10 protein-coding genes are annotated in these 15,131 nt (G+C 59.5%); 2 read left to right on the forward strand and 8 right to left on the reverse strand.

Features of this window, described 5'->3' with window-relative positions; all coding sequences use genetic code 11:
• Positions 1-209: 209 nt before the first annotated feature.
• The 3 genes from JZX89_RS15740 to JZX89_RS15750 form a co-directional block, all read right to left on the reverse strand.
• Positions 210-3,281 (reverse strand): SPOR domain-containing protein, encoded by a 3,072-nt coding sequence (locus tag JZX89_RS15740; protein WP_207134641.1) that lies wholly within the window; start codon positions 3,279-3,281, stop codon positions 210-212.
• A gap of 66 nt (positions 3,282-3,347) precedes the next feature.
• The gene (gene argS / locus JZX89_RS15745; protein ID WP_207134642.1) at positions 3,348-5,105 is read right to left on the reverse strand and encodes an arginine--tRNA ligase; all 1,758 of its coding nucleotides are present in this window, start codon (positions 5,103-5,105) and stop codon (positions 3,348-3,350) included.
• A gap of 76 nt (positions 5,106-5,181) precedes the next feature.
• The gene (locus tag JZX89_RS15750) at positions 5,182-6,399 is read right to left on the reverse strand and encodes a deoxyguanosinetriphosphate triphosphohydrolase (RefSeq protein ID WP_207134643.1); all 1,218 of its coding nucleotides are present in this window, start codon (positions 6,397-6,399) and stop codon (positions 5,182-5,184) included.
• A gap of 226 nt (positions 6,400-6,625) precedes the next feature.
• Between JZX89_RS15750 and erpA the strand changes: the two genes are divergently transcribed.
• Together erpA and xth are read left to right on the forward strand one after the other, a co-directional pair.
• Positions 6,626-6,958: an iron-sulfur cluster insertion protein ErpA gene (erpA, locus tag JZX89_RS15755; RefSeq protein ID WP_149897457.1), complete on the forward strand. Its 333-nt coding sequence runs from the start codon at positions 6,626-6,628 to the stop codon at positions 6,956-6,958.
• 95 nt (positions 6,959-7,053) lie between these two features.
• A complete protein-coding gene (xth, locus tag JZX89_RS15760) occupies positions 7,054-7,851 on the forward strand; it encodes an exodeoxyribonuclease III (protein WP_207134644.1) in 798 nt (265 codons plus the stop codon).
• 45 nt (positions 7,852-7,896) lie between these two features.
• Here the strand turns inward: xth and exoR are convergent, their stop codons facing one another.
• The 5 genes from exoR to popZ all read right to left on the reverse strand — a co-directional run bounded on the left by exoR (position 7,897) and on the right by popZ (position 15,031).
• The gene (gene exoR / locus JZX89_RS15765; RefSeq protein ID WP_149897455.1) at positions 7,897-8,691 is read right to left on the reverse strand and encodes an exopolysaccharide production regulator ExoR; all 795 of its coding nucleotides are present in this window, start codon (positions 8,689-8,691) and stop codon (positions 7,897-7,899) included.
• Positions 8,685-8,987: a hypothetical protein gene (locus JZX89_RS15770; RefSeq protein WP_236776582.1), complete on the reverse strand. Its 303-nt coding sequence runs from the start codon at positions 8,985-8,987 to the stop codon at positions 8,685-8,687. The genes exoR and JZX89_RS15770 overlap by 7 nt, the downstream gene beginning before the upstream one ends.
• Before the next feature lie 268 nt (positions 8,988-9,255).
• Complete coding sequence (locus JZX89_RS15775) at positions 9,256-10,539, reverse strand: outer membrane protein transport protein (RefSeq protein WP_149897454.1); 1,284 nt, start codon at positions 10,537-10,539, stop codon at positions 9,256-9,258.
• A 453-nt stretch (positions 10,540-10,992) separates the two neighbouring features.
• On the reverse strand, positions 10,993-13,836 hold the full coding sequence (locus tag JZX89_RS15780) for a valine--tRNA ligase (RefSeq protein ID WP_149897453.1): 2,844 nt from the start codon (positions 13,834-13,836) through the stop codon (positions 10,993-10,995).
• 220 nt (positions 13,837-14,056) lie between these two features.
• The gene (gene popZ / locus JZX89_RS15785; protein WP_207134645.1) at positions 14,057-15,031 is read right to left on the reverse strand and encodes a PopZ family protein; all 975 of its coding nucleotides are present in this window, start codon (positions 15,029-15,031) and stop codon (positions 14,057-14,059) included.
• Positions 15,032-15,131: the final 100 nt, after the last annotated feature.

Genomic DNA, 15,131 nt, shown 5'->3' on the forward strand with positions numbered 1-15,131 from the left:
GGATAAAAGAGGCTGCGCCGTCAGGCGTACGACAACGGTCCGCCAACCTCACCGCCGTCATCCTCGGGCTTGACCCGAGGATCCATTCAGGCGGCAGTGGATCCTCGGGTCAAGCCCGAGGATGACGTCGAGTTTGCAGGAGGTCCAGATATTTCAAAGGGCTGCCTCACTCGGCAGCCCCAATCGTCACGAAGCCAGATCGGCCGCTATCAGCGTGCCACCAGGCAGCTGCCGCCGGCCGAGCGGAACTTTTCGCAAAGCGCCACGGCTTCGTTCTTGTCACCGGCCGGGATGCGGACGCGGTAGAATGTGCCCTTGCCGGCAATTTCAGCCGCCTTGATGTCGACGCCGCGTCCACCGATGACCGAACCGAACTTGGCCGACATGTTCTGGTAGGACTTCTGGGCCTCGGCCTGGCTCGGCAGCGACGCGATCTGGATGTAGTAACCACCGGCCGAAGGCGTGCTGGTTGCGGCGGGTGTTGCGGCAGCCGTCTGCTGTTGCGTTGCCTGCGGCTGGGCCGGAGTGGTCGCTGCCGGGCGGACATTGCCCTGATTGGTAACCGTTGCCACCACATTGGCAGGCTGGGAAGACGGACGCGCCGAAGGAAGCGGCGCTGCAGACTGCGAGGCCGGCGTAGACGCTGCAGCAGGCGTGTTGACCTGCGGCTTTGCAGCCTGCTCGGGCGCCACCGGAACCCGCGAAGCGGCGATGACGGCGGGAGCGCCCTCACCCGGCTTGGCGGTCTGCGGTGCGGCAAGCTCTGCAACCCTGTCGGCCTTAGGCGGCTGGGCTGCCGGTACGTCCACTTCTTGGGCGACCAGCGTACCATCCGGCTTGACGATCATGGTGCGGACCTTGCGCGGCGAAACACCCGTTGCGCCAGCACCTTCGTTCTGCGCGGCCTTTTCTTCCGGCGAAAGCAGGCGCGGATCTTCGGTCTCGCCAACCGGTGTGCCGGCGGCTTCCATATCTGCGTCGTTTTCACCTTCAAGCGGCAATTGTTCAGGGATGAGCGTGCGCTGAACCACATCCACCGGCTGTTCGTTGCTGGAAATCAGCGCCGGCTGCTTCGGATCGGCTGCGCTGCCGCCGGCAACACGGTCATAAACCGCCTTGTCCTGATTGGGCACGATGCGGCCGCCCGGATTTTCCGGCACAACCTTCATCGGATCGTTGTCGGCGGAAATGATGACCGGCGCGCCATTCGAACCGGTGCTGGAGGAGCCGCCGGAAATCAGCGCGTAAACACCACCACCGATAAGCACCAGACCGATGGCAGCCGCCACCGGCATGATCCAGCGGCGACCGCTGCGTTCATCTTCGTCGCGATAGGCCGCCTGATGATCGACATAGGTATTCTCGGCATCGCGTGATGCATTGCCACGGGACGCCGCAGCCTCCTGCATGGAGCGGCGGAAGTCCTCTTCCAGAGCCCGCTCGAATTCATCGGCGTCTTCCGGAGCCTGCACGGCGCGCGCCTGCGGGGCAGCAGCACGGTTTTCCGCGTGTTTGTGGCGGTCAAGACCGCCGGCAACTGCAGGCGCAAACAGCGTCGCAAGCTCGGTATCGATATCGAGATCTTCCTCGTGACGGCGCGGCGCTGGCTTGGGTTCGAAAACCCCGACCGGTAATTCCGGAACATCCATCTCGATAATGGTTTCCGGGTGTTCTTCCGTCTCGCCGATCTGTGAAGGATCGAAAGGCAGGCTTTCCAGCGTCTGCGGCTCGGCCGGCTGCGGCGCGGCGACGGCCGGGCGCGGCTGAACGGGCGCAGCTGCCATCGCGATGGGCGCGGACATGGTTGCGGCGCGCGGTTGAGGCGCCGGCTGTTCCCTCACCGGCTGGGGCGCAGCGGCCACCACCGGAGCAACCGGCTGCTGGCGAACGGGTTGGGGCGCAGGCGCAGGAGCAACCTCGGCTTCAGCGATTTCCGACAGGTCGAGATCAAGGTCGAGATCGTCGAGCGCCAGCTCGAAATCATCGTCGTTGAAACCGGCGAAATCCGCAAAGTCCAGTTCCTGAACAGGTGCCGCGGATACGGCAGGGGCAACCGGCGTTGCCCGCACGGACGATGCGGCAACGGGCGTCGCCACAACTGGCGTTGCGACAGCCACCGGCGGCTCGATCCTGGCCGCCTGAACGACGGGCGCGGACTGCACGACCGGCTCTTCACCGCGACCGGGAATGGAATATTTCGCAACGTCGTAGATCAGCTCGTCCATCGCCGACAGATTGGTCGCAGCCGGCTGCTGGGCGACCGGAGGCATCACAGGTTGCGCAGCAGGCGTGAAGGTCTCCGCGACCGAGGGTGCGAAGGCAGGCGCGGTCTCTTCCGCCTGAATGGTGGCAGGCGCCAGCGCTGGCGCGGGTTCGACCTGCGGCTCGATCCGGGCAGCAGGCTGCCGTTCGGACCTCGGCTCAACCCGTCGCGGATCGGCGGACGAAACATCGCGACGTGCACCGAAATTGGCAAGCGGCAGGCGCAGGCTGGAAAATTCCAGCGAAGAACGGCCGCCATGCGAGGGCGGGCGCACGGAAACGGGTGCTTCCTCAGCGACCGCGATCTCTACCTCGTCGGCAAGATCGAAGGACTGCGGCTCCGGCACATAACCGTGCGTGGAAGACGAAACATTGCTCGATACATCGGCCGGAAGCTCCGGCATGGCGTGCCATTCGGGCTTTGCCGGCTCTGCTGCCTGCGGCTCTTCCCATGCGACATGCTGGGCGACCTGCTGGTAATCCATCGGCTCGGCGGCACGCGGCTGGTGCGAATGCACATCGAAAACTTCTGCAAACGCACCGGCATCGTCGCGGAAATCCGCGCGAATGTCCTGCGTCGAGGTTTCGACGTAATTGTGAATATAGGCGTTATCGACCTCCGGAAGCGGCTGCGCCATTTCCTCGGGGGCGTGCGTCAGCTCCGGCGCGTACTGCGTCTCGGGCGCGGCAGCGGGCTCAAGCTCAGGCTCGCGGCGGGCGAAGACAGATTCGACGCGCTGCATGAAATCGTTGGGGTGGATGCCCGCACGAACATCGTTTGCCGGATCAAGAACCACGGGATCGGCGTGCGGCGCATCATAAACCTCGAACTCCCGAAGCAACTCGTCTTCGAGATTAAATTCGGGTTCGCGGCGGGCAGAGGCTGGCGCAGCCGCAGAACCCGCATGCGAAGGACGCTCATCGAAACCGACGATACGCGCCAATTCTGCCAGAGGATCGTTGTCAGCGAACCCTTCGGACCGGGCGTCCCGGTTATACGCGACATTTTTTTCGACCATTACGTGTTCCACCATCTACGCATTGCAGCTCTTGCCAGCGTATTGTGAGCAAATAATGGTGATATGTTATCGCATTTCGTCAGGTGCGTCCGCTCCCAAAAGCGTAAGGCCAGACTTCAAAACATTCGCGACAGCATTCACCAGCCCAAGTCTGGCAATGCTCAATTCTCGGTTTTTATCGTTAATAAAACGTAATTCCGGTTGGTCTTTGCCCTTGTTCCAGTGTCCATGGAAGGAACTGGCCAGATCATAGAGGTAAAAAGCAAGCCGGTGCGGCTCATGCGAAAGGGCCGCCGACTCGATCAGACGCGGATATTCGGCAAGCTTCGCAACCAGCTGTAACTCGTTGATATCGCTAATCAAAGCCACAGAGGCCGCCATGTCTTCCGCAGAGGGAGCAAGCCCCGGAAACGCTTCCCGCGCCTGCCGGAAGATCGACTGTGAGCGGGCATGTGCATATTGCACGTAAAAGACCGGATTATCCTTCGATTGTTCGGTCACTTTCGCGAAATCGAAGTCCAGCGGCTCGGAATTCTTCCGATAGAGCATCATGAATCGCACCGGATCGCGACCCACTTCGTCGACAACATCGCGCAGCGTGACGAAGTCGCCGGAGCGCTTCGACATCTTCACCGGCTCGCCATCACGGAACAGTTTGACGAGCTGGCACAAAAGCACGGTCAGCTTCGACTTGCCCTCGGAGACAGCGCGCGCAACCGCTTCCAGCCGCTTCACATAACCGCCATGGTCAGCGCCGAGCACATAGATCATCTCGGAAAAACCACGATCGAACTTGTTTTTGAAATAGGCGACGTCGGCGGCGAAATAGGTGTAGGAACCATCCGATTTCATCAGCGCGCGGTCCATGTCGTCGCCTACTTCGGTCGAACGGAACAACGTCTGCTCGCGATCTTCCCAGTCGTCAGGCAATTCGCCCTTCGGCGGCGGCAGCGTGCCCTTGTAGACATGGCCCTTGAAGGTCAGATCGTTGATGGCCGAGAGAATGGGGCCACCATTGCCCTCATGCAGCGTGCGCTCCGAGAAGAACATGTCATGCCGGACGTTGAGAAGCGCAAGATCCTCGCGGATCATCGCCATCATCGCATCTATCGCCTTGTCCTTGACGATCGGCATCCACTTTTCCTCGGGCATGGCGCGCAGCTTGATGCCATATTCATCCGCCAGCGCCTGGCCGACGGGAACGAGGTAGTCGCCGGGGTAGAAGCCCGACGGAATGGCGCCGATATCTTCACCCAACGCTTCGCGGTAACGCAGGAAGACAGAACGCGCCAGCACGTCGATCTGCGAGCCAGCATCGTTGATGTAATATTCCTTGGTCACGCCATAGCCCGCGAATGCGAGCAGGTTCGCCAGCGTGTCACCCACCACGGCGCCACGGCAATGGCCGACATGCATCGGGCCGGTGGGGTTGGCGGAGACGTATTCGACGTTGATCTTCTGGCCCGTGCCGACCTTCGAGCGACCGAAATCGATGCCCTGGCCGATCATGTCGGCAAGCAGACGCTGCCAGTAACCGACCGAGACCTTGAGATTGATGAAGCCGGGACCCGCGACATTGACGCTGTCGACATCGCCGTCGGCCTGAAGTGCCGGCACGATGAGTTCGGCGAGCGCCCGCGGATTGGTGCCGAGCGGCTTGGCCAGCACCATCGCCGCATTGGTTGCGACATCACCATGGCTCAGATCACGCGGGGATTCGACGGTAATTCGACTGAAATCGACCTTGTCGCGGTTCTCTTTCACGATATCGAGGGTCTCGAGCGCGTTTTTGATCCTGGTATCGAAATCAGCAAAAATGTTCATCGTTCCAACCTGCGCGAAGGGCTTCTGTTTATGTCCGGTCGTCATAACCGGGTCGGCTTCGCGATCGCCCGCTGCCCTATCGCAAATCGGGGGTGTGGTCAAACAGCCGCTGGTGGCTGCGCAGTGCATAACTATCGGTCATACCGGCCAGATAATCGCCCACGTGCCGGGCTTTTGCGGCCTCGCTCATGCCGGAAATGCTGTCCACCCAGTAGTGACTCTGCATCTCCGCCGGCGTCTCCATATAACGGTGGAAAAGGTCGGTAACGATCTGCGTCGCACCAGCCCGGATGCGCATGATTTCCGGGTGCCGGTAGATATGGCCGAACAACAGCTTCTTGATCTGCCGGTCGGTCTCGGCCATCTCGGGCGAAAACGTCGCAACGGTGAAATCGGCGGCGCGGATATCGACAGCACTCTGCGGGTTCAGACGGGCAAGGTTGTTCTGCGCGACCCCGATCACATCTTCGACCATATGGGTGATCTGGCGACGCATGATCTCATTGGCGAAACGCTCCTTGTCGAGCACGGGATATTTTCCCCGTACCTCGGCCATAAGACCACTCAGGAACGGCACCTCTTCCAGCATCTCAAAGGTGAGATAACCGGCGCGCAACCCGTCATCTATATCATGGGTATTATAGGCGATGTCGTCGGCAATCGCCGCCATCTGCGCCTCAAGGCTGGCATAGCTGCCGATCTCCAGATCCTGCAACTCGCAATATTCGAGGATGGGCAGCGGAACCGGTCCCTTGACGCCCTCACCCTTGGCATTCACCAGCGGGCCATTGTGCTTGACCAGCCCTTCGAGCGTTTCCCATGTCAGGTTGATGCCGTCATATTCGGCGTAGCGACGCTCCAGCTTGGTGACGATGCGCAGCGACTGGGCATTGTGGTCGAAACCGCCATAGGGCAACAGCACCGCATCCAGCGCATCTTCCCCGGTGTGACCGAAGGGCGTGTGGCCGAAATCATGCACCAGCGCCACGCCTTCCGCCAGATCCTCGTCCAGCTTCAGCGCGCGGGCGAGCGCACGGGCAATCTGCGCTACCTCGATCGTATGGGTAAGACGGGTGCGGTAGTGGTCCCCGTCAGGGCTGATGAAAACCTGCGTCTTGTGCTTCAGGCGGCGAAAGGCTGTCGTGTGGACGATGCGGTCCCGGTCGCGCTGGAATTCCGAACGCGTCAGGCTTCCCTCTTCGGCAAAAAGACGCCCGCGCGTGCTCCATGGATCGGAAGCGAAAATCGCCCTCTCGCCACTTCCAAAACCCAATGCGCGCTGGTCTATGATCATGCATTCACCCGTACTGTTCTCTGGCCATGACGTCGGCTGTGACTTCCTTGAGCCTAGACCATTGACCTTTTCATCCACCCTTCATACCTATCGCAAAGGTCGGCGCAAAGCATCATCGCGGCAAAGACCGTTGCGAACATCGCTATAGACCGTTTATTTGACCGGTTTATAATGACGCCGACAGGACTATTGCTCTCCGGTTCTTGACCCCGGCACGAGGAACGACATGGAAAACACAGACATTACCCTTTCGGAAGCCGCAGCAAAGCGGATAGCACAGATCGTCGCAGCGGATGCGGGCAAGCAGGCCTTGCGCGTTTCGGTGGAAGGCGGCGGCTGCTCCGGCTTCTCCTACAAGTTCGATCTGGCGGAAGACCCCGCGGATGACGACATCGTGATTGCGCGCGGCGACGCCAAAGTGCTGATCGACAGCATGTCTGTCATCTACATGGCCGGCTCCGAAATCGACTTCGTCGATAATCTGCTCGGCCAGTCCTTCCAGATCAAGAACCCCAATGCGGTGGCAAGCTGCGGCTGCGGCACCAGCTTCTCGATCTGACATATCTTTCCACGACTTCCGTACCGGCCGTTTCCAAAAACGGTGGCAATCGCTTTTGCATCGGGTAAAAGTACCCTCACAAAAGGGAAACTCCGATGAAGATTGCCACCTGGAACATCAATGGCGTCAAGGCGCGTATCGAAAACCTCTGCCAGTGGCTGAAGGATTCATCGCCTGACATCGCCTGCCTTCAGGAAATCAAGTCGGTTGATGAAGGCTTTCCCCGCCTGGAGCTGGAAGCGCTCGGTTATCATATCGAGACCCACGGCCAGAAAGGTTTCAACGGCGTCGCCCTGCTCTCGAAAGTGAAGCCGGACGAGGTCAATCGCGGCCTGCCGGGTGACGATGCCGACGAACAGGCGCGTTTCATCGAAGGCGTGTTCTCCGTTAACGGTGGCGCGATCCGCGTCTGCTCGCTTTATTTGCCGAACGGCAATCCGCCTGACGATCCGGTCAAATATCCCTACAAGCTCGCCTGGATGGAACGGCTGCGCCGTTTTGCCGAAGATCGCCTCGCGCTGGAGGAACCGCTTATTCTGGCCGGCGATTACAACGTCATCCCCGAGCCCTTCGATTGCCACGACCCACGCGTGTGGGAAGGTGACGCTTTGTTCCTGCCGCAGACGCGCGCGGCCTTCCGCAAGCTGGAAAATCTGGGCTTCACCGATGCTGCCCGTGCAACCACAGATGAAGCCGGACTATATTCCTTTTGGGACTACCAGGCCGGCGCATGGCCGAAAAACAACGGCATCCGGATCGATCATCTGATGCTATCGGCGGAAGCGGCCGACAGGCTGCAATCGGTCAGCATCGAAAAACACGTGCGGGCATGGGAAAAACCGTCCGACCACGTGCCGGTCTGCGGTTATTTCGATTTTCGGCCGGTCGACTGACCGGCTCTCCTCAGACGACAAGAATTCGCCTCAGCTGACATCATCTTAATTGGAATCGTCGATCTGCATGTTCTGCGCCATCGCGATGGCCGCGCGGCGATCATTCTCGCCCGCCAGTGAAAATGCCTGTTCCTGCAGGCTCTGGATCCAGGTGCAGTCCACCGCCGTACATTTGTCGAGCGCCGCCGTCATGAAGGCCAGCCCCTGCGCGGCCTGGCCTTCCTGGAAGATCAGATTGCCGAAAATCGACATGGCGCCGGCATGGCCGTGCTTGCGCGCCTGATTGAGCCACTTCTTGGCCTGCTGCACATCGGTCCGGCCGCCCTCGCCGGCCAGAATCATCTCCGCCAGCCGAAACTGCGCTTCAGCAACGCCAAAGGTGGAAGCCACCTGAAAATAAAGCTGGCGGGCCTGTGAAAGGTCCATTTTCACCGGGCTGCCGGGAATGCCGTGCCGGTAATAGTCGGCCAGAGACAGCAGCGCGTTGACGAAAAAGCCGGTATCCTCGGAACCCGGTTCGACGCCCTGGCTGGCGATCTCGCTGTAAATCTTGAAAGCTTCGAAGTCGTTCTTGGCGACGCCATCACCGAAGGCGTACATATTGGCAAGCGCCCAGCGCGAACCGGTATGGCCCTTTTCAGCCGCGTAGCGATAGGCCTCGACGGCTTCGCCCTTATTACCGTTCTTGTAGGCCTTGAAGCCGAACTTGAACAGGTCGAAGGGGCCGGATTCCTTGGTCACACCCGCATTGATGTCAAAAGCCGCGGCAGGCATTGCGAGCGACGCAAGCAACATGCCCATAAGGAGCGGCTTTAAAACGTTGGCTTCACATTTCAGCATTTCGGCGAACTTCTCATAACTCTTCCCGGCATATAGCCAATACTTGCGGAATACTGCAAAGCCGAACCCCGCCGGGTCGCGATTTTTCGAACACACTGCGTCTTTCCGGCAGCACTTTCCAGCGCACTGCCGGTGGCCTCTTGCGGTAATTGCTCCAAATTTTCAGTGAAACAGATATAGGCATAATTTCCGGCAATATAACGGCGTTTCACCATCTGCCGATCAGCGCCAAACAAAAAATCCGGACCAAATTCCCGTATTACTTGCTTAAACCCTGAATCCAAACCCGTTTTCACTTGTCGCAATTCCAGAGATCCACATCAAACGCCTGCATGTTCTTTCATTCCCGCGTCCATAAACAGAAGCCAAGCACTCTGTTTGTGGCGGGAAATGGACAGATATGCTCACATTCCAACGCGGCTCCAAGCTTGCAGAAAAGTGTTGCCAAATCGTCACAAAACTTCTGGCCTAGAAAATTTTATCGAGAAGGAATCATAGTCGGGCATGAAAAAAGGCCCGGTTGGTAAACCGGACCTTTATTTTAGCATCAGCAGAAGTATGGCGTCAGAACTTGACCTTCACACCTGTGGAAATGGCCGCCACGAGATCGTTGCCAAAACTGTAGCCTACCTCATCGCCGCAGGTTGCCGCACTGCCAGAACTGCAACGGCTGCCGCTGATCGAAGATTCACCCGAGGTGAGCAAGCCGAGAGCACCGGCAATCTTGAACTCGAGGTTCGGGGTGGGCGAATAGACGACCTGGGTGCCAATCATCCACGTATCGGTTTGTGTGCCGATAACCGTCGATGTGCCACGATCCCAGGTCAGGCTGACGGCGCCGCTCCACTGATCGTTGAACTTGTGGCCAATACCACCGGTCACCGTCCAGCCGTCACGATAATAAAGATCGAGCGTGGTGAGCGAGGTTACACCGGCAACGCAGGAGGCAACACCGACCTGGCAGAAAGGCACGACCTGAATCTGGCTCCAGTCCGTCCACTTCACCGAACCGAAAGCAAGCCAGTTCGGTGCGATACCCGACTGCACCTTCAGCTCAATGCTATCAGGCATGGAGACCGAGCCGTAAACCGGCGTGACTTTACCGCCGTAAGCGACGAGAGCCGGGCTGCCGGCCGCTGGAAGGCTCCTGAGGTCGACCGTGCCGTTCAGGTCGTGATCGACGGCGCTGTTGTAGACGAGGCTGGTGCGGAAAGCGATTTCCGGAATCTCGTAGGCGACACCCGCACGCCATCCCCAACCGTCACCTTCCATCTCCAGTTTACCGACACCGGAATAAAGGGAGGGATAGGCGGGACCAAGCGCTGTCGGGGAAACGACCTGACGATATTTATAACCGCTGAGTTCCTGATAGAAACCGCCGCCGATGATTGAGAAATCACCCTTGCCGAGATCGAATTTCACGCGGCAGGTCGTCGCGTAATTGTGCGACTTGACCTTGGTTTCGATATTGTAGCTCGATCCCTGCCAGATGCCGGGGTTGAGGTCCGCGCCCCACGGCTGCGAATAATCGAACATGCAGTCGCCGAAATCGCCGATGGCTGCCTTGGCGCCCACCCGTGTCGACCAATAGTTTTCGGAATCGTCTGCGGTGGTCGACCAGGATGCCGGCAACGCCCCCCCGCTTTTCAGCGGATTGTCCCGTGCATTCTCAACCTTGCGCTGCGGCGCAACGAAGGTGGCCGAACTATCGAGAACATAGTCGGACGGATCAAACAGCAGGTCGATATTGTAACCGCCGCGTTCAAGGCCGCCGGCCAGTGAAGGCGTGACCGCCGCGATGCTGGCTACGAAACATACCGCGCCGCGAAAAATTGCAGTTTTTGCCATCTCTCTCCCCAATCAAGGCAATGTGATCGAGGATAGAGTGAAACGCTAAAGGGCAAATGACAATCTGTCGCGGTTTCCGGCTGTCGCATAAATGCGGCGATTTTTTTACGTAAGAATTTTATGTCTGGCTTCTTATATAATCATTTTAGGCTATTTTTCTAATCCGTTCGAAAAAATTGACACAAAACGAAACAAATTGCCAAACCCAACGAGAATGTCGCCAAATAACCACAGTCGCATTTTCCCGAAGAAACCCGCTTATCAGACCGTTTTTATTGGTTTTTTTCCGCTTTTCCGGATTATCCGGCCGAAGATCGCGATGAAATAATCGCACTGTTTCCCGAAAATGATTCGCCGCTGCAACGCAGCAATGAAAAGAAATTAAACCTGACAGAAGGCAAAAAAACGCCCCGCATTAACGGGGCGTTTTGCTGTTGGAAAGGCAATGGCGGGCTATCCCGCCTCGTTCACCCGCTGCATGGCGGTCTTCAGGCTCGTCAGTTGCACCTCGAGTTCCGCCTTGCGTTCGCGTTCAGTGGCCACAACCTCCGGATCGGCATTGGCCACGAATTTTTCGTTCGAGAGCTTCTTGTCGATACGTTCCATTTCCGCATCCACCTTGCCGATCGCCTTTTCGAGGCGGGCTTTTTCGGCCGCGAGATCGACAAGGTTGCCGAGCGGCAGGCATACCGTGGCTTCACCGATGATGATCTGGGCCGAACCCTTCGGCGCGACATCCCCGGCGCGGATTTCATCGGCCCGCGCTAAGCGCCGGATGGCGGCAGCGTGGCGGTCAAGCCGCGCTTCGGTGGAGGTGTTGGCGCCGACGACCACCAGCGAGGCAGTCGCACCCGGCGGCACATTCATCTCGGCGCGTGTTGAGCGGATGCCCGATACGACATCGATGAGCCAGTTGATTTCCGCAGCCGAAGCATCGTCGCGGAATTCCGGCACCGGCCAGTCGGTAAGGCAAAGAAGGTCATCCCGCTCCTCGCCCTCGCCGGCCGTATGCGCCCACAGCTCTTCCGTCATGAACGGCATGAAGGGATGCAGCAGCTTGTAGATCTCATCCAGAACATAGGCCGCGCAGGCCTGTGATTCCGTCTTCGCCTTTTCGTCCTCACCGCCAAAGACCGGCTTCAGCAGTTCCAGATACCAGTCGCAGAACTGGTTCCAGACGAAACGGTAGAGAATGCCGGAGGCATCGTTGAAACGGAAGTTCTCAAGCGAGGCCGTCACATCGCGCGCCGTATTGGCAAGCTCGGTCAGGATCCAGCGGTTGATCGTCAGCGATGCGGTTTCGGGCAGGAAGTGCGGATCGCGCTTCACGCCGTTCATCTCGGCAAAACGCGTGGCGTTCCACAGCTTGGTGCCGAAGTTGCGATACCCGGCGATACGCGCCGGATCGAGCTTCACGTCGCGACCCTGCGCCGCCATGATGGCGAGCGTGAAACGCAACGCATCCGCACCATATTCATCGATGAGATCAAGCGGATCGATGACGTTGCCCTTGGACTTCGACATCTTCTGGCCGTTCTTGTCGCGGACCAGCGCGTGGATGTAGACCGTGCTGAACGGCTCGACCGGATTGCCGGCATCGTCCTTCATGAAATGCAGGCCCATCTGCATCATGCGCACCACCCAGAAAGGAATGATGTCGAAACCGGTGACCAGCACATTGGTCGGATAATAACGCGCCAGTTCCGGGGTCTCTTCCGGCCAGCCAAGCGTCGAGAACGGCCAGAGCGCCGATGAGAACCAGGTGTCGAGAACGTCTTCGTCGCGGATGAGGATTTCGCCCGGCTTGAAGTTCTCCAGCTTCTCCTCGACCCAGGCCTTCCACGGGCCTTCATGGGCGATATAGTGCTGGATGGCCGCCTGCAGCGCCTCTTCCTCGGTCTTTTCGACGAAGACCTGCCCGTCTGGGCCATACCATGCGGGGATCTGGTGGCCCCACCACAGTTGCCGCGAGATGCACCAGGGCTGGATGTTATCCATCCATTGGAAGTAGGTGTTTTCCCAGTTCTTCGGCACGAAATTCGTGCGGCCTTCGCGAACCGAGGCAATCGCCGGCTGGGCCAGCGTCTTGTTGTCCACCCACCATTGATCGGTCAGGCGCGGCTCGATCGGCACGCCGCCACGGTCGCCATGCGGCACCACGTGCTTGTGCGGCTCGATCTTGTCCAGCAGACCGGCTTCCTCGAAGATTTCGACAATGACCTTGCGGGCAAAGAAGCGGTCCTGTCCTTCCAGACGATCCCATGCGCCATGCAGGGCGGCCGGATGATTGAGGCCCTCGAGGAAATCCTCGTTCTCCTTGATGGAAATGGTGCCATCGATATTCATGACGTTGATGGCGCGCAGGCCGCAACGCTTGCCGACTTCGAAGTCGTTGAAATCATGCGCTGGCGTGATCTTGACCGCACCGGTTCCAGCCGTCGGATCGGCATAGTCGTCGGCAACGATCGGGATCTTGCGGCCAACGATCGGCAGGATGACATGCTTGCCGACGATGCCCTTGTAACGCTCGTCCTCCGGATTCACAGCAACACCGGTATCGCCCAGCATGGTTTCCGGGCGCGTGGTGGCGACGACGATGTAGTCGCGGGTTTCGAACTCGGTGGGTTTGCCCTCCTCGTCGAAAGCGACCGGATATTGATAGGTTACGCCCTTTTCCAGCGGATAACGGAAGTGCCAGAGATTGCCCTTCATTTCCAGCTGCTCGACTTCCATGTCGGAAATCGCCGTCTGCAGCTTCGGGTCCCAGTTGACGAGGCGCTTGTCCTTATAGATCAGGCCCTGCTTGTAGAGCGTGACGAAAACCTCAAGAACCGCCTGCGACAGCCCCTCATCCATGGTGAAGCGCTCACGCGACCAGTCACAGGACGCGCCAAGGCGCTTCAGCTGGTTGAATATGAGACCACCGGATTCGGCCTTCCATTCCCAGACCTTTTCCAAGAACGCCTCGCGGCCCATCTCACGGCGGCCCGGAAGCTGCTGTTCCATCAGCTTGCGCTCGACCACCATCTGGGTGGCGATGCCGGCATGGTCCATGCCCGGCTGCCACAGCACATCCTTGCCGCGCATGCGCTCGAAGCGGACCAATATGTCCTGCAACGTGTTGTTGAGCGCGTGGCCCATATGCAGGGAGCCCGTCACATTCGGCGGCGGGATGACGATGGTGAAGGTTTCCGCACCCGGCTTGGCGTTGGCGCCGGCACGGAAGGCATTCGCCTCGTCCCATGCTTTGGCGATCTTCGGTTCGACGGCTGCGGAATCGTAGGTCTTCTCGAGCATTTCCTGACCTGAATTTTAGAGTTCTTGTGTGGATTTTTTAAATAAGGATGGATGGTCGAGAGTCAACAGAAACCGACCCGCTTAAGCCGCCGATTGAGCGACCCTGCAGATGACTATGCCCCGATAACGCCTTCATCTTCAACAAAAAAGCCGCCCCGATGCCGGAGCGGCCCCTGTTTCGTCATGGCCCGCGCATTTGCGACAGGCGGCCGGAGAGAACTTAGCGGCGCGAACCGCGCGCGACGCGCTCGATTTCCTCGCGCACGAGACGTTCCACCAAAGTCGGCAGATTGTCTTCCAGCCAGTCCTGCAGCATCGGGCGCAGCATCTCGGCGGCCAGATCCTCGATCGAGCGGCGCTCGACGCCGTCGAAGATTTCCGCAAGTTCGCTGAAGGAACGCGCGATCTGCGCGCCGGCGGCAGCGGAAATAAGATTGAGCGACAAAGCGCTCTCGGTTTCCTGCTCTACCGGCTCGAATTTCGGCATCTCGACGGCAGGCTGGTTCACTTCGATTTCAAAATGCTCCTTGACCAGCGGCGTTTCGATCGCGCCGCGCAACGCAAGCTGATCAAAAGGGCTCTCGGCAAACGGCGCATTTTCGATGGCAGCGGCGGCGGCGCGATCCTCGGCGGCAAAAGGCACGGGCTGTTCGCCGGCAGCGGCGGCGGTTGCCGCCATCAGCGGCCGCACATCCGTCGGACGCTGCGGCACCGGGCGTTCAGCCGGCATTACACTTGAGGCCGAGGTGACGTTCGAGGAAGGCGCAGCCTGAGCAGGCTCTGTTACGCCACGCTGCGCCTGCGCGGCAAATGCCTGTGGCCCCATTGCGGCGTTGCGGTCGGCGGCGGCGCGAACACGGGCTGCGACATCGGCCAGCGACATGGTCTTCTCGGCGGAGATTTCCAGCTGTTCCGGCATCGGCCTTTCGGAAGCCGACGAATAATCCTGGGAAAAATCCTGTGCGGGCCGCGCACCATAGGCCTGGTTTGCGGCGGGGGGAACGCGGGCCGGCGGGCTGACGGGCTCCGTCACGAAGGCCGCTTCACCGGCGGCATCGTCTTCATCGTCATAGACCGGCGGCAACTGCCCGGAAAACGCACCGGAAGGTCCCGGCTCGTTGCTTTCGATAATCCGGCGTATCGACGCCAGAATCTCTTCCATGGACGGTTCACGCGCTACGCTTGGCTGAGCCATATCAATCCCCGGTTTCCACTCTTGAGCGCTCAGGCCGTATCCCTCTGGATACCGGACATGGCGCTTCGCACCTGTTCAATTCTTACATCGCGTCCATGAC

The organism is Agrobacterium burrii (genome assembly GCF_017313405.1).
Taxonomy (GTDB): domain Bacteria; phylum Pseudomonadota; class Alphaproteobacteria; order Rhizobiales; family Rhizobiaceae; genus Agrobacterium; species Agrobacterium burrii.